Source organism: Bogoriella caseilytica, from assembly GCF_003752405.1.
Lineage (GTDB): Bacteria > Actinomycetota > Actinomycetes > Actinomycetales > Actinomycetaceae > Allobogoriella > Allobogoriella caseilytica.
Genome location: NZ_RKHK01000001.1, coordinates 699,382 through 720,849, shown reverse-complemented (window position 1 = coordinate 720,849; position 21,468 = coordinate 699,382). Strand labels below are relative to the sequence as shown.

Annotated in this window: 18 protein-coding genes; 17 read left to right on the top strand and 1 reads right to left on the bottom strand. The window is 70.6% G+C overall.

Going from position 1 to position 21,468, the window contains the following annotated elements; translation table 11 throughout:
• Positions 1-79 precede the first annotated feature (79 nt).
• The 8 genes from nuoI (at position 80) to EDD31_RS03235 (ending at position 9,932) form a co-directional block, all read left to right on the top strand.
• Positions 80-688 (top strand): NADH-quinone oxidoreductase subunit NuoI, encoded by a 609-nt coding sequence (gene nuoI / locus EDD31_RS03270; protein WP_245991273.1) that lies wholly within the window; start codon positions 80-82, stop codon positions 686-688.
• On the top strand, positions 685-1,668 hold the full coding sequence (locus EDD31_RS03265) for an NADH-quinone oxidoreductase subunit J (RefSeq protein ID WP_245990827.1): 984 nt from the start codon (positions 685-687) through the stop codon (positions 1,666-1,668). The genes nuoI and EDD31_RS03265 overlap by 4 nt, the downstream gene beginning before the upstream one ends.
• The gene (gene nuoK / locus EDD31_RS03260; RefSeq protein ID WP_123302892.1) at positions 1,665-1,964 is read left to right on the top strand and encodes an NADH-quinone oxidoreductase subunit NuoK; all 300 of its coding nucleotides are present in this window, start codon (positions 1,665-1,667) and stop codon (positions 1,962-1,964) included. Before EDD31_RS03265 ends, nuoK begins: the two co-directional genes overlap by 4 nt.
• Positions 1,965-1,986: 22 nt before the next feature.
• A complete protein-coding gene (gene nuoL / locus EDD31_RS03255; protein ID WP_245990824.1) occupies positions 1,987-3,948 on the top strand; it encodes an NADH-quinone oxidoreductase subunit L in 1,962 nt (653 codons plus the stop codon).
• Between the two features lie 20 nt (positions 3,949-3,968).
• Positions 3,969-5,561 carry an NADH-quinone oxidoreductase subunit M gene (locus EDD31_RS03250; protein WP_245990822.1) on the top strand — a complete coding sequence of 531 codons (1,593 nt, stop codon included), beginning with the start codon at positions 3,969-3,971 and terminating at the stop codon, positions 5,559-5,561.
• Positions 5,558-7,306 carry an NADH-quinone oxidoreductase subunit NuoN gene (gene nuoN / locus EDD31_RS03245; protein WP_123302890.1) on the top strand — a complete coding sequence of 583 codons (1,749 nt, stop codon included), beginning with the start codon at positions 5,558-5,560 and terminating at the stop codon, positions 7,304-7,306. Before EDD31_RS03250 ends, nuoN begins: the two co-directional genes overlap by 4 nt.
• Positions 7,307-7,436: 130 nt before the next feature.
• The gene (locus EDD31_RS03240) at positions 7,437-8,384 is read left to right on the top strand and encodes a polyprenyl synthetase family protein (protein WP_123305062.1); all 948 of its coding nucleotides are present in this window, start codon (positions 7,437-7,439) and stop codon (positions 8,382-8,384) included.
• Positions 8,385-8,513: 129 nt separating this feature from the next.
• Positions 8,514-9,932, top strand: coding sequence for an FAD-dependent oxidoreductase (locus tag EDD31_RS03235; protein ID WP_123302889.1), 1,419 nt, complete (start codon positions 8,514-8,516; stop codon positions 9,930-9,932).
• On the opposite strand, the gene EDD31_RS03230 is transcribed toward EDD31_RS03235, so the two are convergent.
• Positions 9,862-10,578: a hypothetical protein gene (locus tag EDD31_RS03230; protein WP_148058853.1), complete on the bottom strand. Its 717-nt coding sequence runs from the start codon at positions 10,576-10,578 to the stop codon at positions 9,862-9,864. The two genes, EDD31_RS03235 and EDD31_RS03230, sit on opposite strands and share 71 nt — an antisense overlap.
• A 173-nt stretch (positions 10,579-10,751) precedes the next feature.
• Between EDD31_RS03230 and htpX the strand changes: the two genes are divergently transcribed.
• From htpX to EDD31_RS03185, 9 genes are all read left to right on the top strand, one after another.
• Positions 10,752-11,606: a zinc metalloprotease HtpX gene (gene htpX, locus EDD31_RS03225; RefSeq protein WP_123302887.1), complete on the top strand. Its 855-nt coding sequence runs from the start codon at positions 10,752-10,754 to the stop codon at positions 11,604-11,606.
• A 149-nt stretch (positions 11,607-11,755) separates the two neighbouring features.
• The gene (locus tag EDD31_RS03220; RefSeq protein WP_123302886.1) at positions 11,756-12,478 is read left to right on the top strand and encodes a biliverdin-producing heme oxygenase; all 723 of its coding nucleotides are present in this window, start codon (positions 11,756-11,758) and stop codon (positions 12,476-12,478) included.
• Positions 12,479-12,586: 108 nt separating this feature from the next.
• On the top strand, positions 12,587-13,684 hold the full coding sequence (locus EDD31_RS03215) for a heme/hemin ABC transporter substrate-binding protein (protein ID WP_123302885.1): 1,098 nt from the start codon (positions 12,587-12,589) through the stop codon (positions 13,682-13,684).
• A gap of 53 nt (positions 13,685-13,737) precedes the next feature.
• Complete coding sequence (locus EDD31_RS03210) at positions 13,738-14,814, top strand: FecCD family ABC transporter permease (protein ID WP_425453718.1); 1,077 nt, start codon at positions 13,738-13,740, stop codon at positions 14,812-14,814.
• Positions 14,811-15,704: a heme ABC transporter ATP-binding protein gene (locus tag EDD31_RS03205; RefSeq protein ID WP_123302883.1), complete on the top strand. Its 894-nt coding sequence runs from the start codon at positions 14,811-14,813 to the stop codon at positions 15,702-15,704. Before EDD31_RS03210 ends, EDD31_RS03205 begins: the two co-directional genes overlap by 4 nt.
• Complete coding sequence (locus EDD31_RS03200; RefSeq protein ID WP_123302882.1) at positions 15,701-16,996, top strand: hypothetical protein; 1,296 nt, start codon at positions 15,701-15,703, stop codon at positions 16,994-16,996. Before EDD31_RS03205 ends, EDD31_RS03200 begins: the two co-directional genes overlap by 4 nt.
• Positions 16,993-18,372, top strand: coding sequence for an HtaA domain-containing protein (locus EDD31_RS03195; RefSeq protein ID WP_123302881.1), 1,380 nt, complete (start codon positions 16,993-16,995; stop codon positions 18,370-18,372). The genes EDD31_RS03200 and EDD31_RS03195 overlap by 4 nt, the downstream gene beginning before the upstream one ends.
• A 13-nt stretch (positions 18,373-18,385) precedes the next feature.
• Positions 18,386-20,278 carry a WxL domain-containing protein gene (locus EDD31_RS03190; RefSeq protein ID WP_123302880.1) on the top strand — a complete coding sequence of 631 codons (1,893 nt, stop codon included), beginning with the start codon at positions 18,386-18,388 and terminating at the stop codon, positions 20,276-20,278.
• Between the two features lie 105 nt (positions 20,279-20,383).
• A complete protein-coding gene (locus EDD31_RS03185; protein ID WP_170163168.1) occupies positions 20,384-21,421 on the top strand; it encodes a COG1470 family protein in 1,038 nt (345 codons plus the stop codon).
• The last annotated feature ends 47 nt before the right edge of the window (positions 21,422-21,468 follow it).

Genomic DNA, 21,468 nt, shown 5'->3' with positions numbered 1-21,468 from the left:
CCCCGGCGAGGTCCAGCGCCCCGCGCACCGTGAACTCCCCGCGGAACTCGCCCCGGCCAAGAAGGGCGCCCTCGGGCAGATGCTTGCGCCCGTGGCCGGTTTCGGGGTCACCGCTTCCTCGATGTTCCGGCCCTCGGTCACCGAGGACTACCCCTTCGTCAAGACCCCCACTCAGCCTCGCTACCACGGCCGCCACCAGCTCAACCGCTACGCCGACGGGCTGGAGAAGTGCATCGGCTGCGAGTTGTGCGCCTGGGCCTGCCCCGCCGACGCGATCCTGGTCGAAGGCGGAGACAACTCGCCCGGCGGGCAGTACTCCCCGGGTGAGCGGTACGGCCGCGTCTACCAGATCAACTACCTGCGCTGTATCTTCTGCGGCCTGTGCATCGAGGCCTGCCCCACCCGGGCGCTGACCATGACCAACGAGTTCGAGCTGGCCGGCCCGAGCCGTGAGGGCCTGATCTACGAGAAGCAGGATCTGCTCGCCCCGCTGCCGCAGGGCGCACTCGCCGCTCCGCACCCCATGGTCGAGGGCACCGACGACGACGACTACTACCGCGGTGACGTCACCGGCCCCACGCAGGCACAGGTGGACTGGATGCGTGAGCACCGCCCGGACGACCCCTCGCTCGAGGACGTCCAGACGGTGGAGGCCCCCACGACCGCCCAGAGCGGAGGCCACCGGTGAGTGCCACCACGATCCTCCTCGCCGCCGGCGAGGGCGCACAGGCGCCAGGCGCCGCAGCGATGGGCACCGGAGAGACGGTCCTCTTCTGGGTACTCGCGCCGGTCATGATCCTGGCGGCCTGCGGCGTGCTCTTCTCCCGCCGGGCGGTCTACGCCGCCATGGGCGTCGTGCTGATCATGATCTGCCTCGCGGTCATGTACATCGCCCAGGGTGCCACCTTCCTCGGGGTGACCCAGGTGGTCGTCTACACCGGTGCCATCATGATGCTCTTCCTCTTCGTGCTGATGCTGGTCGGTATCGACCCCTCCGACTCCCTGCACGAGACCATCGCCGGGCAGCGCTGGATCGCCGCCCTGGCGGGCCTGGGGCTCGTCGGCGTCCTGGCCGGCATCGTCACCCGGGTGAGCCTGCCCGATCCGGTGGGGGTCGAGGCGGCCAATGCCGACTCCAACCCGGTGGGCGTGGCCCGGCTGATCTTCTCCGATCACGTCTTCGCCATGGAGCTCACCGGTCTGCTCCTCATCGTGGCCGCCGTCGGTGCGGTCACCTTGACCCATGGCGAGCGCCTGGGCAAGAAGTTCTCCCAGGAGGACGTCCAGCGCGCCAAGATGAACGCCTACGCCGCTGGCAAGGGCCGGCTCGGCCAGCTGCCCGCTCCGGGTGTCTACGCTCGCTCCAACGCCGCTGACCTTCCGGCGCTGTCGGCCGACGGTGAGCCGCTGACCGCCTCGGTACCGCGCGTGCTGCGTGTGCGCGGGCAGGCCCGCACCATTGCCGAGGTCAGCCCCGAGCTCATCGAGCGGCTGGCCCGCGAGCAGGGTGGTGGCGCCGGATCGGCTGACACACGCACCGCACGCCTGCCCGCGATGCGCGGCGACAGTGCTCCGGTGCCCTACGATCAGCCGGCTGCCGGCGGCACCGAGCCACCGCAGATCGAGCAGTCCGATGCCCCCACCGAGCAGAACGAGGAGGAGAAGTGAGCCTCGTCCACTACCTGGTGCTCTCCGGCATCATCTTCTCCATCGGCGCCACCACGGTGCTGATCCGGCGTAACGCCATCATCGCCCTGCTGGGCGTGGAGCTCATGCTCAACGCCTCGAACCTGACGCTGGTGACCTTCGCGCGGCTGCACGGAGACCTCACCGGCCAGGTGATCGCCTTCTTCGTGATGATCGTCGCGGCGGCGGAAGTCGTGGTCGGCCTGGCGATCATCGTGTCCATCTACCGAACCCGCAGGTCCGCGTCCGTGGACGACGCCAGCCTGCTGAAGAGCTGACGGGGCCCGCCTGATGCCACTGATGACTCATGTCGGCCTGCAGACCAGCGAGGCGGCCACCCTGGCGAGCCTGTCCTGGCTGCTGATCGCTATCCCGCTCGCCTCCGCAGCTGTGCTCCTGCTCCTCGGCCGCCGCGCCGATGGCTGGGGCCACTGGCTCGGCGTGCTGGCTTGTGGCGCCACCGCCGTGCTCGGCACCGGCATCCTGATCGAGATGCTCGGCCTGGCCGACGGCGACCGCGTCCAGGCGGTGCACCTGTTCAGCTGGATCCCCGCCGGGGACTTCTCCCTCGACGCCGGCCTGCTGGTCGACCCGCTGACAGTCGTCTTCATCATGCTGGTGACCGTCGTCTCCACGCTGATCCACGTGTACTCCGTGGCCTACATGGAGCACGACCCGAACCGGCGCCGCTTCTTCGCCTACCTCAACCTCTTCGTGGCCGCCATGCTGCTGCTGGTGCTCGCCGACTCCTACGCCCTGCTCTTCGTGGGCTGGGAGGGCGTGGGCCTGGCCTCGTACCTGCTCATCGGGTTCTGGCAGCACGAACGCGCCAACCACGTGGCCGCCAAGAAGGCCTTCGTGATGAACCGCGTGGGCGATGCCGGCCTCATCCTGGCCATGGGCGGGATGTTCGCCGCTCTGGGTTCGGTGGGTTACGAGACCGTGCTGAACGGCGCCGAGGGCCTGAGTCAGGGCGTGGTCACCTTCATCGTGCTCATGCTGCTCCTGGGCGCCTGCGGTAAGTCCGCGCAGGTGCCGCTGCAGGCCTGGCTGGGCGATGCCATGGCTGGCCCCACGCCCGTCTCGGCTCTGATCCACGCGGCCACGATGGTCACCGCCGGGATCTACGTGCTGGTGCGCTCCGCAGCCTTGCTGGAGCAGACCACCACGGCGATGCTCGTGATCGCGATCGTCGGTGCCGTCACGCTGGTCTTCGGTGCGATCGTCGGTTCGGCCAAGGACGACATCAAGAAGGTGCTCGCCGCCTCGACCATGTCGCAGCTCGGCTACATGATGCTCGCGGTGGGGCTGGGCCCGGTGGGCTTCGCCTTCGCGATCTTCCACCTCTTTACCCACGGCTTCTTCAAAGCCGGGATGTTCCTCGGCGCCGGCTCGGTCATGCACGCCATGAACGACGACGTCGACATGCGCCGCTTCGGTGCGCTGCGCGGCGCGATGCTCGTGACCTGGCTGACCTTCATGGCGGGCTGGCTCGCGATCCTCGGCGTGCCGCCCTTCGCGGGCTTCTTCTCCAAGGACCTCATCATCGAGGCGGCCTTCGCCGCCGACACCCACGCGCCGTGGATCCTCGGTCCGATCGCGCTGCTCGGCGCGGGGCTGACCGCCTTCTACATGTCGCGCCTGTTCTTCATGACCTTCCACGGCACCGCCCGCTGGAGCGAGGATGAGCGGGAGGCCAACAAGGATCCGGAGCTGGTGCACCGCCACCCGCACGAGTCCACCGCGCTGATGACGGTGCCGATGATCATCCTGGCCGTCGGTTCGGTCTTCCTGGGCCTGGTGCTCGCCGTGGTCTTCCGCGACGGCTTCGTGCACTTCCTCGAGCCGGTGCTCGGCTACCACGGTCACCCCGAGACGGTGATCCCGGTCTGGTCCATCCAGGTGCTGGTGCTCGCCGTGGTGCTGCTCGGTGCGGTCATCGCCTGGTTCCTCTTCGGAGCGAAGAAGGTCCCGGCCACCGCCCCGGAGGCGAACGTGCTGGTGACCGCGGCCCGCCAGGACCTCTACCAGGACGCCGTGAACGAGGGTGTTTTCATGCGACCGGGGCAGGGGCTCACGGTCGCCGCGCGGGCCACCGACCACTCGGTGATCGACGGCGCGGTGCACGGTCTGGCGCGCGGCACCGCGGCGCTGGGACAGATCATCCGGAAGACCCAGACCGGCTATGTGCGGTCCTATGCCGCGCTGATGCTCGGTGGTGTGGTCCTGACCCTCGCCTACGTCCTGTTCACACGGGTCTGAGCAGGAAGAGGTAGCGAGAGATGAACGGAGTCGATTCGATGGCCGCTGTGCCGTGGCTGACCCTGCTGATCGTGGTGCCCTTGGCCTCCGCGCTGGTGCTGTGGCTGGTGCCGCAACTGCACCGCTTCGCCCGCCAGATCGGTCTGGTGGTCTCCCTGCTGGTGCTCGCCGGGGCCGTCGTGGCCGCCGTCGGTGCCTTCGATATGGGTGCCGCGGGCACGGTCCAGCTGAACGAGACCTACGCGTGGATCCCGCAGATCGGCGTGTCGTACGCGGTGGGTGTCAACGGCCTGGGCCTGGCGATGGTGCTTCTCGCGGTCTTCCTGGTTCCGCTGGTGCTGCTCGCCGGGTGGCGGGAACAGGACCAGCCCGCAGGAACCGCGGCCGCTGATCGCGATCAGGCCTCCGTGCTGCGCCGTCAGGCCGGCTTCGTGGCCCTGATCCTGGTGCTCGAAGCCCTCATGATCGGCATCTTCGCCGCCCGCGACGTCTTCTTGTTCTACGTCATCTTCGAGGCGATGCTGCTGCCGGTCTACTTCCTCATCGGCGCCTACGGCGGCCCGCGCCGCAAGGCCGCCGCCATGAAGTTCCTGCTGTACTCCCTGGCCGGCGGTCTCATCATGCTGGTGGGCGTGGTGGCCCTGTATGTCATGGGCCCCGGTGGGGAGCAGGGCTTCCTGATTGACTCCCTGGCCGGTTCGATCCAGACCGGCGTGTGGGGCGAGCGGCTGCTCTTCCTGTCCTTCTTCATCGCCTTCGCGATCAAGGCCCCGCTGTGGCCGGTGCACACCTGGCTGCCGGACACCGCCGAGCAGTCGCCCCCGGGGAACAACGTGCTGCTCGTCGGCGTGCTCGACAAGGTCGGCACCTTCGGCATGATCGCGCTGATCCTGCCGCTCTTCCCGGAGGCCTCCCAGTGGGCGGCACCGGTCATCATCGTGCTGGCTCTGATCTCGATCATCTACGGCGCGATCCTGGCCATCGGTCAGCGGGACCTCATGCGCCTGATCGCCTTCACCTCGGTGAGCCACTTCGGCTTCATCGTGCTGGGCATCTTCCTGAGGGAGCCGGTGGCCTTGACCGGCGCGATGATCTACATGGTCGCGCACGGTGTCTCCACCGCCGCGCTCTTCCTGGTCGCGGGCTTCCTCACCCAGCGCACCGGCAGCCAGCGCATCGGCGACCACGCCGGACTGCAGAAGGTCGTCCCGGTCATGGCCGCCATGTTCCTGGTGGCCGGCTTGGCCTCCATCGCCCTGCCCGGCCTGTCCGGCTTCATCCCGGAGTACCTGGTGCTGGTGGGCACCTTCCGGGTCAACCTCGTGGCGGGCGTGATCGCCGTGCTCGGCGTCATCCTCTCCGCGCTCTACCTGCTTCTGCCCTACCAGCGGATCTTCGCCGGGGCCACCCGCGAGGGCCAGGAGACGGTGCCCGACCTCACCGGCCGGGAGCGCTGGGTCATGGCCCCGCTGGTCGCCGCGATGCTGGTCCTGGGCATCTACCCCGCCCCGGTCCTGGACGCCGTACGTCCCGTCGCTGAGGACTCCGCGATCGAACAGACCACCACCTTCGCGCCCGCCGGCGACGCCGCCACTGAGGAGGCCGACCAGTGACCTTCAACGCTCCCGAGATCGCGTGGGGCGGGCTCACACCCGTCCTGATCATCGCCGGTGCCGCCGTGCTCGGCATCCTGGTCGAGGCCTTTGTGCCGCGCGGGCCTCGACGCACGGTGCAGATCGTGCTGGCCCTGGGAGCCGCTGCCGCCGCCGTGGTGGCGGTCGCCTGGCGCTGGACCGAGGTCCAGGCCGGCGGTGCCCAGCACCTGGTCGGTGACCGGGTGGTCGAGGACCTCCCGGGCTTGGCTGCGCAGGGCATGATCGCCGCCGTCGCCCTCCTGGGCATCCTGGTGATCGCCGACCGCACGGAGACCGGCGAAGGCTCCTTCGTGGCCCAGGCCTCCACCCGGCCGGGTTCACCGGCGGAAGCCGACGCCACCCGCGCCGGGCTGGTGCAGTCCGAGATCTTCCCGCTCACCCTCTTCTCGGTGACCGGAATGCTGGTGTTCGTCCAGGCCAACGACTTGCTCACGCTGCTCATCGGCCTGGAGGTGCTGTCCCTGCCGCTGTACGTGCTCGCCGGCACCGCCCGGCGTCGCCGGCTGCTCTCGCAGGAAGCCTCCATGAAGTACTTCCTCATGGGTGCCTTCGCCTCGGCCTTCACCATCTTCGGCATCGCCCTGCTCTTCGGCTACTCCGGCACCGTGACCTATGAGGGCATCTCGCAGGCTGCGCCGGCCACCGCCGGCCTGGACGAGATGTTCCTGGCCGGCTCCGCGCTGGTCATCATCGGTCTGCTGTTCAAGCTCGGTGCGGCGCCCTTCCACGCCTGGACCCCCGACGTCTACACCGGCGCACCGGCCCCGATCATCGGCTTCATGGCCGCCACCACCAAGGTGGCTGCCTTCGTGGCGCTCATGCGTTTCGTCTACGTGGCCGTGCCCAGCATGGAATGGGACGTGGTGCCTTTCCTGTGGGCGGTCGCCACCTTGACCATGGTGGTCGGCACCGTCGTCGCCGTGGTGCAGTCGAACATCAAGCGCATGCTCGCCTACTCCTGGATCGCGCACGCCGGCTTCGTGCTCATCGGCGTGACCGCGCTGGAGCAGGTGGCCATTCCTGCGGTCCTGCTCTACCTGCTCACCTACGGTGTGGCCACCATCGGCACCTTCGGGATCATGACGCTGGTGCGCGAACGCGATGCTGCCGGCAACATCAACGCCGAGGCCACGAGCATCGAGCAGTGGGCAGGGCTGGGTAAGCGTGCCCCGTGGCTCGCGGTCGCCATGACGATCTTCATGCTGTCCTTCGCGGGCATCCCGCTGACGGCGGGCTTCATGGGGAAGTTCACCGTGTTCTCCGCGGGTGTGGCGGCCGGCCACACCTGGCTCGTGGTGCTGGCCGTGATCGCCTCGGCGGCGACCGCGTACTTCTACATCCGCCTGGTCGTGGTGATGTTCTTCTCCGAGCCCAACAGCGAGGAGGCTGCGAAGATCGCGGTGGAGTCCGGCGTCTCCGAAGTGCCCCAGGGCGATGTACCCACCGGGGACCTCGAGCTGGACAATCTCTCCGCAGCGGGCAGCGAGGCCGCCGCCGTGGCTCGCTCCGAGGCCGCCGCTGCAGCGAACACCGTGTCCTACGACGCCTCCGGTCCGCGGAATGCCAGCCCGGTGGCCGTGGTGGCCTCCGAGGGCCTGACCGGCGTGGCGATCGTGGTCACCGCCGTGGCCACGGTGGCCGTAGGTGTCTTCCCCGGGCCGCTGATGAACCTGCTCGCCCAGGCTTCCGCCTTCCTGCCGTGAGGACCATGGGCACCATCGTGCAGCCTGGGTACTCCGCCTATTCACCAGGTACCGTGCTGCCGTGACCTCCCTTCCTGCGCACGTGCTACCGCTGGGCGACCCGGAGCTGGAGGCGCGGCTCCAACCCGCCATGGAGCAGGTCGAGGAGCGGCTGGCACGCGCCGTCGTGGGCGCCGACTCGCTGGTCGACTCGCCCAGCGCGCACCTCGCTGCCGCCGGGGGCAAGCGGTTGCGGCCTTTGCTCACCCTGCTCAGCGCGGAACTCGGGAACGGATCCAACGATCGCGTGATCGAGGCCGCCGTCGCCGTAGAGCTCACCCATCTGGCCACGCTCTACCACGACGACGTCATGGATTCGGCGCCGCTGCGCCGGGGCGCCCCGGCTGCCCACGAGGTGTGGGGGAACTCGGTCGCCATCCTCACCGGCGACCTGCTCTTCGCCCGTGCCTCCCGGCTGGTCGCTGAACTCGGTGCCGATGCGGTGCGCGCTCATGCCGAGACCTTCGAACGACTCTGCCTCGGGCAGTTGCACGAGACGCTCGGCCCGCAGGACGGCGGTGACCGGGTGGGGCACTACTTACAGGTGCTCGCCGATAAGACCGGCTCCCTCATCGCCACCGCCGCCCGCTACGGCGCGCACTACTCCGGTGCCGGCGACGACGTCGCACGGCTCCTGACGGCCTACGGCGAGAAGGTGGGCGTGGCCTTCCAGCTGGCGGATGATGTCATCGACCTGTCTTCCGACGCCGCCACCACGGGCAAGACGCCAGGGACGGACCTGCGCGAGGGAGTGGACACCATGCCGGTGCTGTTGCTGCGGCGCCGGGAAGGTGACGGCCGGATCGACGCGGCGGGCGCGCAGATCCTGCGGCGCCTGGCCGACGATGACCTCAGCGAGGACGCCGCACTGGCCGACGTCGTGGCTGCGCTGCGCGCCCACGAGGTGGTCGAGGAGGCACGCTCGCTCGCAGAGGAGTGGGCCGAGAGCGCGGTGGCCGAGCTCGGACCGCTGCCCGAAGGGGCGCCCAAGGTCGCGCTCAGTGCCTTCGCCGGGCTGCTCGTCGACCGCATGGCCTAGGAGCGGTCACCGGCGCGGCCCCGGGATGAGATGACGGACACAGCCGGGCTGTGACGAGGGCGTGCCCCATAGACTGGACGGCGGCATTCCCGGCGGAGACTCCCGGGCTCCGGACGTCGAAAGGCACTCGTGAACAACTCCCGCCCGCTGCACGTTGCTCTCATCGGTGCCGGCCCCGCCGGCATCTACGCCGCCGACATCCTGTCGAAGTCCGGCCTGGACGTCTCGATCGACCTCTTCGAACGGCTCCCCGCGCCCTTCGGGCTCGTGCGCTACGGCGTGGCCCCGGATCACCCGCGCATCAAGCAGATCATCCTGGCCCTGCACAAGGTGCTCCAGCGCGGCGACGTGCGCCTGATCGGCAATGTCGAGGTGGGGCGCGACACCACGATCGATCAGCTGCGGGAGCACTACGACGCCGTCATCTTCTCCACCGGAGCGGACCGCGACGCGCCCTTGGACCTGCCGGGCTCCGACCTGCCCGGCGTCTTCGGTGGCGCGGACTTCGTTTCCTGGTACGACGGTCACCCCGATGTGCCGCGCACCTGGCCCCTGGAGGCCGAACAGGTGGCCGTTCTCGGCGTCGGCAACGTCGCCCTCGATGTGGCCCGCATCCTGGCGAAGCACCCGCGCGATCTCCTGCCCACCGAGATCCCGGAGAACGTTCTCCGCGGGCTGGAGGCCAGCCCGGTCTCCGAGGTGCACGTCTTCGGGCGCCGTGGCCCCGCGCAGGCGAAGTTCACCCCGCTGGAACTCCGGGAACTCGGGCAGGTCCCCGACGTCGACGTCGTGGTCTACGACGAGGACTTCCAGTTCGACGAAGGCTCCGAGGACGCCATGCGCTCCTCGAACCAGACCAAGCAGGTCGTCAAGACCCTGGTGGACTGGACCCTGAAGGAGCCCGAGGACCTCACCGGCTCGCGCCGGATCCACCTGCACTTCCTGCACCGCCCCGTGGAGATCCTCGGCGACGGCAGGGTCGAGGCCCTGCGGACCGAGCGCACCGAGCTGACCGGCGACGGGGGAGTGCGTGGCACCGGAGAGTTCGTGGAGACGCCCGTCCAGGCCGTCTACCGCGCCGTGGGCTACTTCTCCTCCCCGGTACCCGGGGTGCCCTTCGATGAGGTGCGTGGCGTGATCCCGAACCTCGAGGGGCGGGTCATCGACCCCGAAGGCGCGTCGATCCCCGGCCTGTACGCCACCGGCTGGGTCAAGCGCGGCCCGGTGGGGCTGATCGGCTCCACCAAGTCCGATGCCCGGCAGACCATCGGCCATGTGGTCGCCGACGCCGAGGCGGGTGAGCTGGTCTCTGGTGCGGTGCGAGCGGGCCGAGCCGAGACCGCCGGTGGCGATGCCCTGCTCGCGGAGCTGGACGCCGCCGGGGTGCGCTACACCACCTGGCAGGGATGGGAACTGCTCGACACCTTCGAGCGCGACCTGGGCGGTGCCTGGGAGGGCGAACCGGTGCGTGAGCGCATCAAGGTCGTCGACCGCGAGACGATGACCGCGATCTCCCGCGGCGAGCAGCACGAGGGCCGCCTGTACTGAGCGAACGCAGCAGGTGCACCGGCTGAGCGAGGATGACCACCGCCGGCACGACCGCAGCGATGACCAGCGCTCCACCGAAGAGCAGCAGCGTGGTCTGCAGCGCAGGGAGGTAGGTCAGGTCGGGCTCCTCGCCCAGCCAGATGGTGGAGGTCGGAGCGCCGCCCGAGCCATCCTGGGCGACCGTGCACGTCAAGGAGACCTCACCGTTGCCGGTGGCGAAGCGCCAGACAGCGACGTAGTCATCGTGGTCCTGCGGCATGGCCGGCACCATGGGCAGCGCTGTGCCCACCGAGGACATCGCCTCGCAGGTGAGGGACTCGGCGTGCCGTTCCGGTGCCCAGACCAGCGCCTCGGAGCGCGGCGCGAGCGTCAGCTCGTTCGCCTGCTCCATGGGGAGCTGGTACTCCCAGCCGATGTAGCGGTCGTTGACGTGGGACATCGCCAGGGCGATCGGCACCACGGCGCCGAACAGCAGGAGGAGCCCGAAACCGATCGCGGGCAACACGCGCGGCCGGCGCAGAGGGACGCGCGCGAGCGGGGCCTGCGCGGGAAGTTCGTCACCTGGCCCCGGGACGCCGGGGTAGGGGTGCTGGGAGAGTTCCCCGGGCAGCACCACCGTCACGGCTGGCCCTTCGCGCTGATCCACCGGGCAAGGATACGCGGGCGCGCTGCGGCTGGGCCGGTGCAGGGTGTGTGGCCGGTGCGCTGAGGCTGAGCCCGTGTGCGGTGGCTGGGCCCGCGCCCCGCGGGAACGAGACGCCTCCGTGAAGCGTTGTCATCAGAGGAAGCCACGGAGCGGACAGCAGCAGGAGGTGGGCAGTGCAGGGTCTGGGTAACGGCCTGAAGACGGCGGCTTTGCTCGGCGGATTGTGGGCGGTGTTGCTGGCCATCGGGGCGATCATCGCGAACACCCAGGGCGATTCCGTCTTCTTGTGGATCTTCGCCGGGATCGCACTGGTGGGCACCTTCGTCAGCTACTGGAACTCCGACAAGCTGGCCTTGCGTGCCATGCAGGCCCGTCCGGTGGCAGAGATCGAGGCCCCGCAGCTCTATGCCATGGTGCGCGATCTCGCCACCACCGCCCAGCAGCCAATGCCGCGTCTCTACATCTCGCCCACGGCTCAGCCCAATGCCTTCGCCACCGGGCGGAACCCGCGCAATGCCGCGGTGTGCTGCACCGAGGGCATCATGCGGCAGCTCAATGAGCGTGAGCTCCGGGCGGTGCTGGGGCACGAGCTGATGCATGTCTACAACCGCGACATCCTGATCTCCTCCGTGGCGGCGGGCCTGGCCGGCATCATCACCTCCATCGCGCAGTTCATGCTGTTCTTCGGCGGTGCCCGCCGCGGGGGTAACCCCCTGGCGATGCTCGCCGTCGCCCTGCTTGCGCCCTTCGCGGCCACCGTGATCCGCATGGCGGTCTCGCGCACCCGCGAGTTCTCCGCCGATCGCGGGGGCGCCGAGCTCACGCGTGACCCCCTGGCGCTGGCCTCGGCGCTCCGCAAGATCGAGCGGGGTGTCGGTGCCCAGCCCATGGAACCGAGCCCGCGTCACGAGAACGTCAGCCACATGATGATCGCGAATCCGTTCCGCGGGCAGGCCGCGCGGCTGTTCTCCACCCACCCCTCGACCGACGAGCGGGTCGCGCGGCTGGAGAAGATGGCCGGCTACTGACGGTGTGGCGTAGACCACTAAGGATAGCCTTGCCGTAGCCTGCACTAATTAGGTTACGCTAACCTCGCATAATTCCTGGGGTGGGCAGATGCCGCACCCGTCCTGCTCCGCCGCTCCCCGGCGCGGAGCTCAGCCAGCGAGGACGCATTGTGACCACTCTTCCGCAGCATCAGCAGGCCACCCTCGCCCTCAACGAGGCGGTCCTCGCACCGGACTTCGATGAAGCCCGCTTCTCCCGGCAGCTTGCTGCGCTGACCACCAGCCAGCACGAGGACGCCGAGAACTCCAGCTTCATGCAGGACCTCATGTCCGGCCGGCTCGACGTCACGGCCTATGCCCGCCTCTCCGGCCAGCTCGTCCACGTGTACACGGCACTGGAAGAGCGTGGCCGGGAACTCGCATCCGATCCGCTGGCCGCCGCAGTCCACGACCCGGCGCTGGAGCGCACTGTGGCGCTCGAGGCCGATCTGCTCGCCCTGAGCGGTCACTCCTGGCGAGAGCAGCACCTGCCGCTGTCGGCCACGCGGACCTATATGGACCGCATCGCGCAGCTGGACGGTGTCGGCTACCTCGCCCACCATTACGTCCGTTACCTGGGCGACCTCTCCGGAGGCTTCATCGTTGCCCGCCTGGTCTCCCGCGCCTACGGCCTGGTGCCCGGTGAGCCCGGTCTGCTGTTCCACCACTTCCCAGCGATCGCCAAGCCCAAGCCGTACAAGGACAGCTACCGGCTGCGCATCGATGAGGCAGCACAGCGCCTCACGGAGGCGGGGCGGACCGCCATCATCGCTGAGGCCCGTGCGGCCTTCGCGCACAACACCGCGATCTTCCGTGAGCTTGCCTCCCCGGTGGGCTCACCGCCGGGGCACTAACGCCGTCCTGCCTCGCTGGGCGAGGCCACCTCACACCACTGTCCACTGTGCTCGCTCGCCCGGCTCTGCTGAGCGGACGCCCCGCATCCACCACCGCCCGGAGACCCTATGCCTGCGCGTGCCCGCATGCCCCTCGCCGCTGTGATGGCCGCCCTGCTCCTCGCGCTCACCGGATGTCAGAGCGATGCGCAGGCCGGTTCCTCAGCTGAGGGAGTGCGCCTCGCCGAGGTGGAGATCGCCAGCACGCCACGAGACCTCGAAGGCCCCTCCACGGCGGTGCTGCCCGAGCTGGACATCGAGCCGGTCACGCGATGGCCCGACCCCGAGCTCCCGGCCACGGTCACCGATGCGCAGGGCACCCAGACCGTGGTGCACGACGTCTCCCGGATCCTCGCTCTCGACCTGCACGGCACGCTGGCGCGCACCGTCTTCGAGCTGGGCCTCGGTGAGAACGTGGTCGGCCGCGACACCTCCTCCAGCTTCCCCGAGATCGCCGACCGGCCCCTGGTCACCGCCAACGGCCACCAGCTCAATGCCGAGGCGATCCTGGAACTCGGCCCATCGGTGATCATCACCGACACCACCCTGGGCCCGTGGGACGTGCTGTTGCAGATGCGGGAGGCCGGGATCCCGGTGGTGGTCCTGGACGCGCACCGCTCGGTGGACAACGCCGGCGATCTCATCCGCCAGGTAGCCGGCGCCCTCGGGCTCCCCGGCCCCGGCGCGGAGCTCGCCGAGCGCACCGAGACCGAGATCGCCGGTGCCCTGGAGGAGATCGCCGCGATCGCCCCCACCGGCGAGGACCGCCTGCGCATGCTCTTTCTCTACGCCCGCGGTCAGGCGAACACCTACTACCTCTTCGGCACCGGATCCGGGGCCGACCAGCTCATCGAGGGAATCGGGGGCATCGATGTGGCCACCGAGATCGGGTGGCAGGGCATGCAACCGATGACCGACGAAGCGCTCATCTCCGCCCGGCCCGATCTTGTCATCATGATGACCTCTGGCCTGGAATCGGTCGGTGGCGTCGACGGCCTGCTCACCAGCGTGCCCGCCCTGGCCCTGACCCCCGCCGGAGAACAGCGCCGGGTGGTGGACATGGCCGACGCCGAGGTCCTGGCCTTCGGGCCCCTGACCGCCGGGGTGCTGGAGGCGATGGCGGTGGCCGCCTACTCGCCGGCCGCCCTGGCCGAGGTGGCCCCGTGACCGCCCCCGCGCCGGTGCGTCTGGCGGGCCCTGGCCCCGAGAGTTCGAGCACCCTGGCGGGCACTGCTGGTGATGCGGCCGCCATCACGGGTGCCCCCGCCCGACGCAGCGGACTGACCTTCGGCGCCCTGGCGCTGGTGCTCCTCGTCCTGGTGGCGGTCTCCGCCGGCAGCGGCCAGATGAACATCCCGGTCACGGAGGTGGCCGGTTCGGTGCTGCGCCGCCTCGGCCTCCCCTGGGGGCCGGCGCCGGCGGCTGACCATGCGGAGGCCGCGTTGTACCTCGTGCGCTTCCCCCGCGTGATGCTCACCGTCCTGGTCGGGGCGGCGCTCGCAATCGGCGGGGTGCTCATGCAGGGCATCTTCGGCAACCCGCTCGCCGAACCGGGCGTGGTCGGAGTCTCCGCCGGAGCGGCGGCCGGGGCCTGCCTGGTCATCGTGACCGGATTCTCCGGGCTGGGTGAATGGTCGGTGGTGGCGGCCGCCTTCGGCGGCGGTCTCCTGGCCACCTGGCTGGTGTACACCACCGCCCGCCAGAGCGGACGCACGGAAGTGGTCACCCTGATCCTGACCGGCGTGGCCGTCAATGCGGTCGGCGGCGCCCTCATCGCCTTCTTCACCTTCATCGGCGACGCCTCCGCCCGCGAGGAGATCGTGTTCTGGCAGCTCGGTTCCTTCAATGGCACCCGCTGGCAGCACGTGGCAGTCGTCGCCCCCATCGTGCTGGTCGGGTGCGCCCTCGCCTGGAGCCTCGCCCGCCGCCTCGATCTACTGGCCCTGGGGGAGCGGCCGGCTCGACATCTCGGTGTCGAGGTCGAACGGCTGCGTGGCGTGGCGATCGTGATCGTGGCCCTGCTGACCTCGGCGGCCGTGGCCTTCACCGGGATCATCGCCTTCGTGGGGCTCGTGGTCCCGCACCTGCTGCGCATGGTGCTGGGCCCCGGCCACCGGCTCCTCCTACCCGCCGCGATACTCGGAGGCGCGGTGCTGCTCAGCGCGGCCGATCTCGGCGCTCGCACGCTGGTCTCCTTCGCCGACCTCCCGATCGGGATGCTCACCGCGCTGATCGGCGGACCGTTCTTCTTCTACCTGATCCGCCGCACCCGCCGCGGTGCGGGGGGCTGGTCATGACGGTCAGCTCCCGGCCCGCCCCGGGCGAGGCCCTGCGTGCACACTCCGGCCCCAGCGTTCTCGGCGACGTGGCGCCGAGCCGCCCGGGCCCTCACGCCGCTGAGCCCGCCGTGCTCAGCGCCACCGGCATCGACGTGGAGGTCGACGGCCACGCCATCCTGCGCGGCGTCGATCTGGCGGTGCGCCCCGGGGAGGTCCTGGCCCTGGTGGGGCCGAACGGGGCGGGCAAGTCCACCCTGCTCGGCGTCCTCGCGGGTGACATCGCGCCGACCGCCGGCACGGTGACTCTCGACGGACTCGATCTCGACCGGCAGGGCGCAGAGCAGCTCGCCCGCCGTCGGGCGGTCCAGCTCCAGGAGGCTCGGCTCTCCTTCGCCTTCACCGTGATCGAGGTGGTGCGCATGGGGCGGGCGCCGTGGCACGGCACGACGCACATCGCGCGGGACGACGAGGTGGTCGGCACGGCGATGTCACTGGCCGAGGTGGGGCACCTGGCCGGCCGCAAGCACCCCACCCTCTCCGGTGGCGAGAAGGCTCGTACCGGATTCGCCCGGGCGATGGCCCAGGAGACAGCGGTGATGCTGCTGGATGAGCCCACTGCAGCCCTGGACATCCGCCACTGTGAGGCGCTGCTCGCCACCCTGCGGCAGCGCGCCTCGGACGGCGTGGCCGTGGTGGTGGTCCTGCACGACCTTTCCCTCGCAGCCGCCTACGCCGATCGCATCGCGTTGGTGGCCCAGGGGCGAGTCGTCGCAGACGGACCACCGCAGGAGGTGTTCACCCCCGCCGTGCTGGGCGAGACCTACCGGCACCCGGTCACGGTGATCGACCACCCGAGCGGACTGATCGTCGTGCCGGAACGGCCCGACCGCAGGAAGGACCTCCGATGAACCCTCGACTCTCCGCGCAGGGCGCGTCTCGCCGGCACCGGATCGCCGCCGGGCTCCTCGCGATATGTCTGGGTCTGGTTCTGGCCTCACCTGCTGCCGGCGCGGCCCGGGTGAGTGTCGAGTCCGAGCTCGGAGGAGCCCAGGTGCACGCCGACCAGGCCACCACCGTGCGCGTCTCGGGTGCCGGCTTCCAGTCGGTGCCCGGCGGCTTCGGCGGCATCTACGTGCTCTTCGGCTCCATCTCGGGTGACTCGTGGCGGCCGAGCCAGGGCGGGCAGACGGGGCGGGACTACCTCTATGCCCCGGATGCCGAGGCCCGGGACAACCAGGGCTACCAGCGCTTCGTGGCCTTCCCCGGATCCTCCACCGATCAGGCCGCCAATGGTGGCGTCCTCGCCGAAGACGGCAGCTGGTCGCTGAGCATGGTGGTGCCCGGAGCGCGCTTCACCGCGCGCGATCGCGATGGGGCACCGGTCGACGTGGACTGCACCCAGGTGCAGTGCGGATTCCTCACGGTGGGCGCCCATGGCGTGGCGAGCGCCGCGAATGAGACCTTCACGCCGGTGAGCTTCGCCGGCGCCCCCAGCAGCACGGCCACCAGTTCCGGAGCCGGACAGACCGGGACGGAAGCCGGCGGCCAGACCGGCACCGCCGCGCAGCCTGGAGCTGCGGGTGAGGGCGCCGCGGAGCCGGGCACAGACGACCAGCCCGCGGGCTCCGGCGCAGAGAGCGCCCCGGCCAGCCCGGACGAAGGAGCCGAGGACGAGGACACCGAGGCCCCGGCGATCAGTGGACCGGCCACAGTGGGCCTGGAGCGCAGCACCATCCAGGCCGGCCGCGTGCTCTCCTTCACCGGGCGTGGGTTCGCCGTCGGAGAGCAGGTCGTGGCCTCCTTGGGTGCCGGCCTGGCGGGGGTAGGCCCGATCCTGGCCGGTGACTTCGGTGAGGTGGCGGGCGCGGTGCAGATCCCGGCCGACATCCGCCCCGGGACGCACCTGCTCCGTCTGGAGGGTGCGGGCTCCGGCCAGATCGCCGAAGTAGAAATCTCCGTGGCCGCTGACCCCGCTGCCTTCGCACCGGCCGATCAGCCCTCCAGCGGCTGGGACTGGGTGTTCATCGTCGCGCTGCTCACCGGCGCGCTCCTGGTGGCGCTGCTGGTCACCTCGCTGGTCGACGCCATCCGGCGCCGTCGCCGTGCGCGGCGTCCCGACGCAGCCGCGGCGCCGGAGCCGGCTCCGCCGCCGCCTGATCCGGCTACGCGCCCGGAGCCCGTTCTCGGCGGTGCCCGGTGACCGCGCGCCGGTGGGCGCTGGCCCTCCTCTCGGCTGCCGTGCTCACACCGGCCCTCGCCGTGCCGATGGCCTCCGCGGATGAGGATCGCGTCGACATCGCCGTCGAGATCCCCCGGTCGGCGCAGACGCCCGTCGGCACCATTGCGGTGGACGATGCCCAGTTGCGCTGGGGCCTGAACCCCAACGCCGGCTCCGGGGCCTACGCGGGCGGCTGCAACTTCCTCTCAGCAGGCCGGGCAGGCAACAGCGGGGGCTCGCGCGTGTGGGACACCGCCGACGCCAGCGGCCCGGATGCGCTCTTCCGCAGCGCTCAGGGAGCAGTGCGGGTGGAGAAACCCACCGCCAAGGGTGGCTGGGAGGCCGTGACCTGGGCGAACAAGTGCCAGGACCATCGCGGCCGGGCGGTGACCACCGTGGCCAGCGACATGGGCACCGGTGCGACCTTCGTCTTCGATGGCGGCACCGGTGTGGTGGATGGCGCGAGCGGCACGGCGCGGATCCGGTGGCAGGGCAGCGCCACGGTCGTCTTCTACGGCGGCATGACCTACTGGTGGCTCGCCGATCCCGTGCTGACGCTCACGCCGAGCGGCGGCCACCTCACGGCCACCGTCGGGGGATACGGCACCTCGATGGAAGACCAGAGCCGTTGGCGGGAACTCGCGCCCCGGCAGGTCCACCTGGCGACCTTCGGCGCGGCGGAACTCCGGCAGCGCGGCCTCGTGATCTCCCCCGACTACTACCGCGTGCCGGTCAGCATCGACTCGAGTGTCTCCGACCCCCAGGTGCGGCAGGGCCCGCACTGGGGCTCCTTCCCGCAGGACTTCGTGACTTTCCACGCCGAGACCGGTCAGTCCAGCTACTGGCACTCCTCCGGTGGCGCGGCCGATGCCCGCAAGCCGCCCTCGCCGATGTGGATCAGCTACGACGCGAGCGACGTCATCCGGGAACCCCCGCCACTGAGCGAGCCCCCGGAGGAACTGCCACCGCCGAGCTCGCAGCCCGGCGGTAGCTCGAGTGGCGTGCCGGACGACGCCGGGTCCGGGGTCCCGGCAGCGCCCGGTCCCGGCAGCGGCGGCGGCGGTGACATCCGGCCGGGCACGTCAGCGCCGGGCTCCAGCCCAGGTGCCGGGAACCTCGGTGCGCTCGACGCGCCACCCGGCGCCCGGCGCGGCATCGTCCCCACCCTCGCGCAATGGCTCAGCGGTGAGGGCCTGATCCCGGAGCTGGTGTCGCTGACCGATCCTCGCCACCGCGCCGTGGGGGCGCTCAGCGCGGTCTTCCTGCTCTCCTCCCTGGCCGTCGTGGGTTTCCGCCGCGGCTGGCTCACCCTGCCCTGGACCACCCACCCACCGACCGCCGGACCACCGGCACCCTGACAAAGGAGCACTGTTGCGTACTGCACCACGCCTGACCCGATCCGGCCTGGCCGCGGGCCTGACCGCCGCGCTCGCGGCCTCAGCCCTCGGCCTGTCCGCCCTCCCGGCCGCTGCCGCCATGCAGCAGGTCGAGGACGTCACCTTCAGCTGGGCCATCAGCAATGAGGCCGGCAACTCCGCCTACGACGGATCCTGCAACTTCCTCGTCGCCGGGGTGGCCGGTGACCACGGCCGCGGTCAGCGCACGGCCTGGGCGGACCTCGGCAGCGAGTACATCGCGCAGAACTACCGCAGCCAGGCCGGGAATGTGGCCATCCGCAAGCCGGACGGTTCCGGTGGCTGGACCACGCCGACCTTTGCCACCCGCTGCGCGGGTGCCCAGTTCCCCCCGGGCTCCGATGGCGTCTCGAACAACGAGGTGGTCTTCTCCGCAGGCACAGGCCAGGTGGACCTCGATGCCGGGACTGCGGAGATCTCCTGGACCGGCGGGGTCACCATCGCCATGTACGGCGGACTGACCTACTGGTCCTTCGCGGATCCGACACTCTCCGTCGCCGCCGACGGCACCGGGGTCATGACGGCGACCGCCACCGGTTTCGCCTCGGACATGGCGGACGCCGGGGCGTGGGAGCCTATCGCTCCGCGGCAGATTGAGATCGCGCAGTTCACCGATCTGGAACTGACGGAGGAGGGCTTCACGCAGACGCCGAGCTACCTGGGCCGGGCCCTGGGCATCGATCCCTATCCCTTCGAGCCCCAGTCCACCGGCGGCGCGAACTGGGGCGCCTTCCCGGACTCGTGGGTGGACTTCAACATCGCCACCGGTCAGGGCTCGTACTGGTACTCCTCGGGGAGCACACTGGACAAGCACAAGGTCGCCCGTCCGGTGGCCATTGCCTGGGACCTCGCCTCCTCTGCGCCGGCCGAGCCCCAGGGGCAGGTGCAGGTCTCGCGCACCGAGTTTTCCGCGGAGGGGGAGTACACCGTGACGGTGAGCGGCTCGGGCTTCACCCCGACCGCCAACGTTCCCGCCCGCCCACCGCTGGCCGGCAGGCAGCCCGGTGCCTATGTCGCCTTCGGGGACTTCGCGCAGCCGTGGCGCCCCTCTGAGGGGGCGCCCTCCTCGGCCCGCACCACGCTCGACGTCGTCTGGGCTCTGCCGCAGGAGAGCTACGACGTCGTGGCGGGGATGGGCAGCTCCGCCGAACTGGCGCTGATCAACGAGGACGGCACCTTCGAGGTCGAGCTCACCGTCGCCCGCCCCGACCAGGTCACCGGCATGCTCGGCATCTACACCTACCCGGGCGGCGGAGCAGCGGTGCCGGGCTACGAGACGGCTACCGCGCTGTCCTTCGCCCCGGCCGCCGGCGACGGCGAGATCGGCATCGGCGTGGAGGTTCCTGGCGCCGGCGACCCAGGTGACCCAGGTGACCCCGGCGACCCGGGCGATCCGGGCGATCCGGGTGACCCGGGCGAGCCAGGGGCCCTGGTCGTGAGCGTCTCAGATGACCATGCCTCTCTCGGTCGCGCGGTGCAGGGCTCCGACGGCGGCTTCACCGCCACCGGGGCGCTGCCGACGGTAGTGGTGGCCGACTCGCGCACCGGCTCCCCGGCATGGTCGGTCTCCGCCCAGGCGGCCAACTTCGTGGGCCACAGCGGCGGATCCATCACCGCTGCGGCACTGGGCTGGGCGCCGGAGATCCTCGCTGCGGGAATGAACGCCGTGGCGGGTGCAGCCATCCCACCGGGAGCGGAAGGCCTCAGCATCAACCGCAACCTCGCCGAAGCGCCGGCCGGTCACGGTGGCGGATCCGTCGAGGTGGGCGCCGACCTGCAGCTGCACGCCCCGGCGGGTACCCCTGCCGGGCAGTACACCGCCATCCTCACCCTGACGACCCTCGGCTGAACCTCTCCTGGGCCCGGCAAGCGCCGGGCCCAGGAGAGGGTTGGGCCTCTCAGCGCCGGGGCCAGGAGAGCGCCGGGCCACGTCAGCATCGAGAAAGGACCTGTTGTGTCTTCATCCCGCCCTGCTGGGCTGCCGGACCGATCCCGGTCCGGCTGGCAGGTTCTGGATCATCCGGCACGGCGGCGGCTGATCACCGTGCTCGCCGTGGTGCTGACACTGCTCGCGCAGGCAGTGGCTGCCCCGGCCCTGGCCACCGCCGACGATCCGGGCGGGCTGGTGGTGGCCGTGCGCACGGCGGACAACGACCAGGGCGCCGGCCGGCCCAACTATGCGTACTCGGTGGAGGCGGGTGCCGAGATCGAGGATGCCTTCGTCATCGAGAACCGGGGCGATGTGGCGGCCAGCTTCACAGTGACGGTCGCCGACGGCTACACGAGTGCCGAGGGGCGCCTGGAACTCCATACCGCCGATGCCACGCCGGAGAGCATCGGCGCCTGGACGGACGTGGGCGAGAGCGAACTCGACCTGATGCCGGGTGAGAGTCGTGCGGTCCCCTTCACCATCACCGTGCCCGAGGGCGTGGCCGCCGGGGACTACACCGGAGGCATCCTTGCGGTGCACCGCTCCGAGGGCGGGGCCACCGTGGATGTGGACCGCCGCTTCGGACTGCGCATCCACCTCCGGGTGGCCGGCGAGCAGCACGTGGAGATGGAGTTGTCCGACCTGGAGGTCTCAGTCCGCCCGAGCTGGAACCCCTTCGCCCCGGGCCGCGCGGAGGTGGCCTACCGCCTGCTCAATGAGGGCACACTGCGCACGGTGGCCCACGAACGCCTCACCGCCTCCGGGCCGGGCGGGGTCGCTGCGAGCACCGGCGGCGACCTGGTGGAGGAGGTGCTCCCCGGGAGCCAGATTGAACGGCAGGTCGAGGTCCCCGGCGTCTGGCCGCTGCTGCGCACCAGCGTGGAGGTCCAGCTGGTGCCGGAGGCGATCGATGGCCATCTCGCCGAACCGATACACCGGTCGGTGACCGTGTGGGTCATCCCGTGGAGCCTGCTGGCCGTGCTGCTCGCGCTCGCGGGAGCGGGCGTTCTGGGCACTCGCCTGAGCCGTCGTCGGCCACCGGCCGCCCCCGAGACCGACTGAGCCTGCCTATGGTGGATGCGCCACGTGCGTCCGCCCCACCGAGAAGG

Bases quoted from the DNA above. Each gene is read 5' to 3' on its own strand.
- nuoI (WP_245991273.1), top strand. From the start codon at position 80: ATGCTTGCGCCCGTGGCCGGTTTCGGGGTCACCGCTTCCTCGATGTTC.
- nuoL (WP_245990824.1), top strand. From the start codon at position 1,987: ATGACTCATGTCGGCCTGCAGACCAGCGAGGCGGCCACCCTGGCGAGC.
- EDD31_RS03250 (WP_245990822.1), top strand. From the start codon at position 3,969: ATGAACGGAGTCGATTCGATGGCCGCTGTGCCGTGGCTGACCCTGCTG.
- EDD31_RS03240 (WP_123305062.1), top strand. From the start codon at position 7,437: ATGGAGCAGGTCGAGGAGCGGCTGGCACGCGCCGTCGTGGGCGCCGAC.
- EDD31_RS03215 (WP_123302885.1), top strand. From the start codon at position 12,587: ATGCCTGCGCGTGCCCGCATGCCCCTCGCCGCTGTGATGGCCGCCCTG.
- EDD31_RS03205 (WP_123302883.1), top strand. From the start codon at position 14,811: ATGACGGTCAGCTCCCGGCCCGCCCCGGGCGAGGCCCTGCGTGCACAC.
- EDD31_RS03200 (WP_123302882.1), top strand. From the start codon at position 15,701: ATGAACCCTCGACTCTCCGCGCAGGGCGCGTCTCGCCGGCACCGGATC.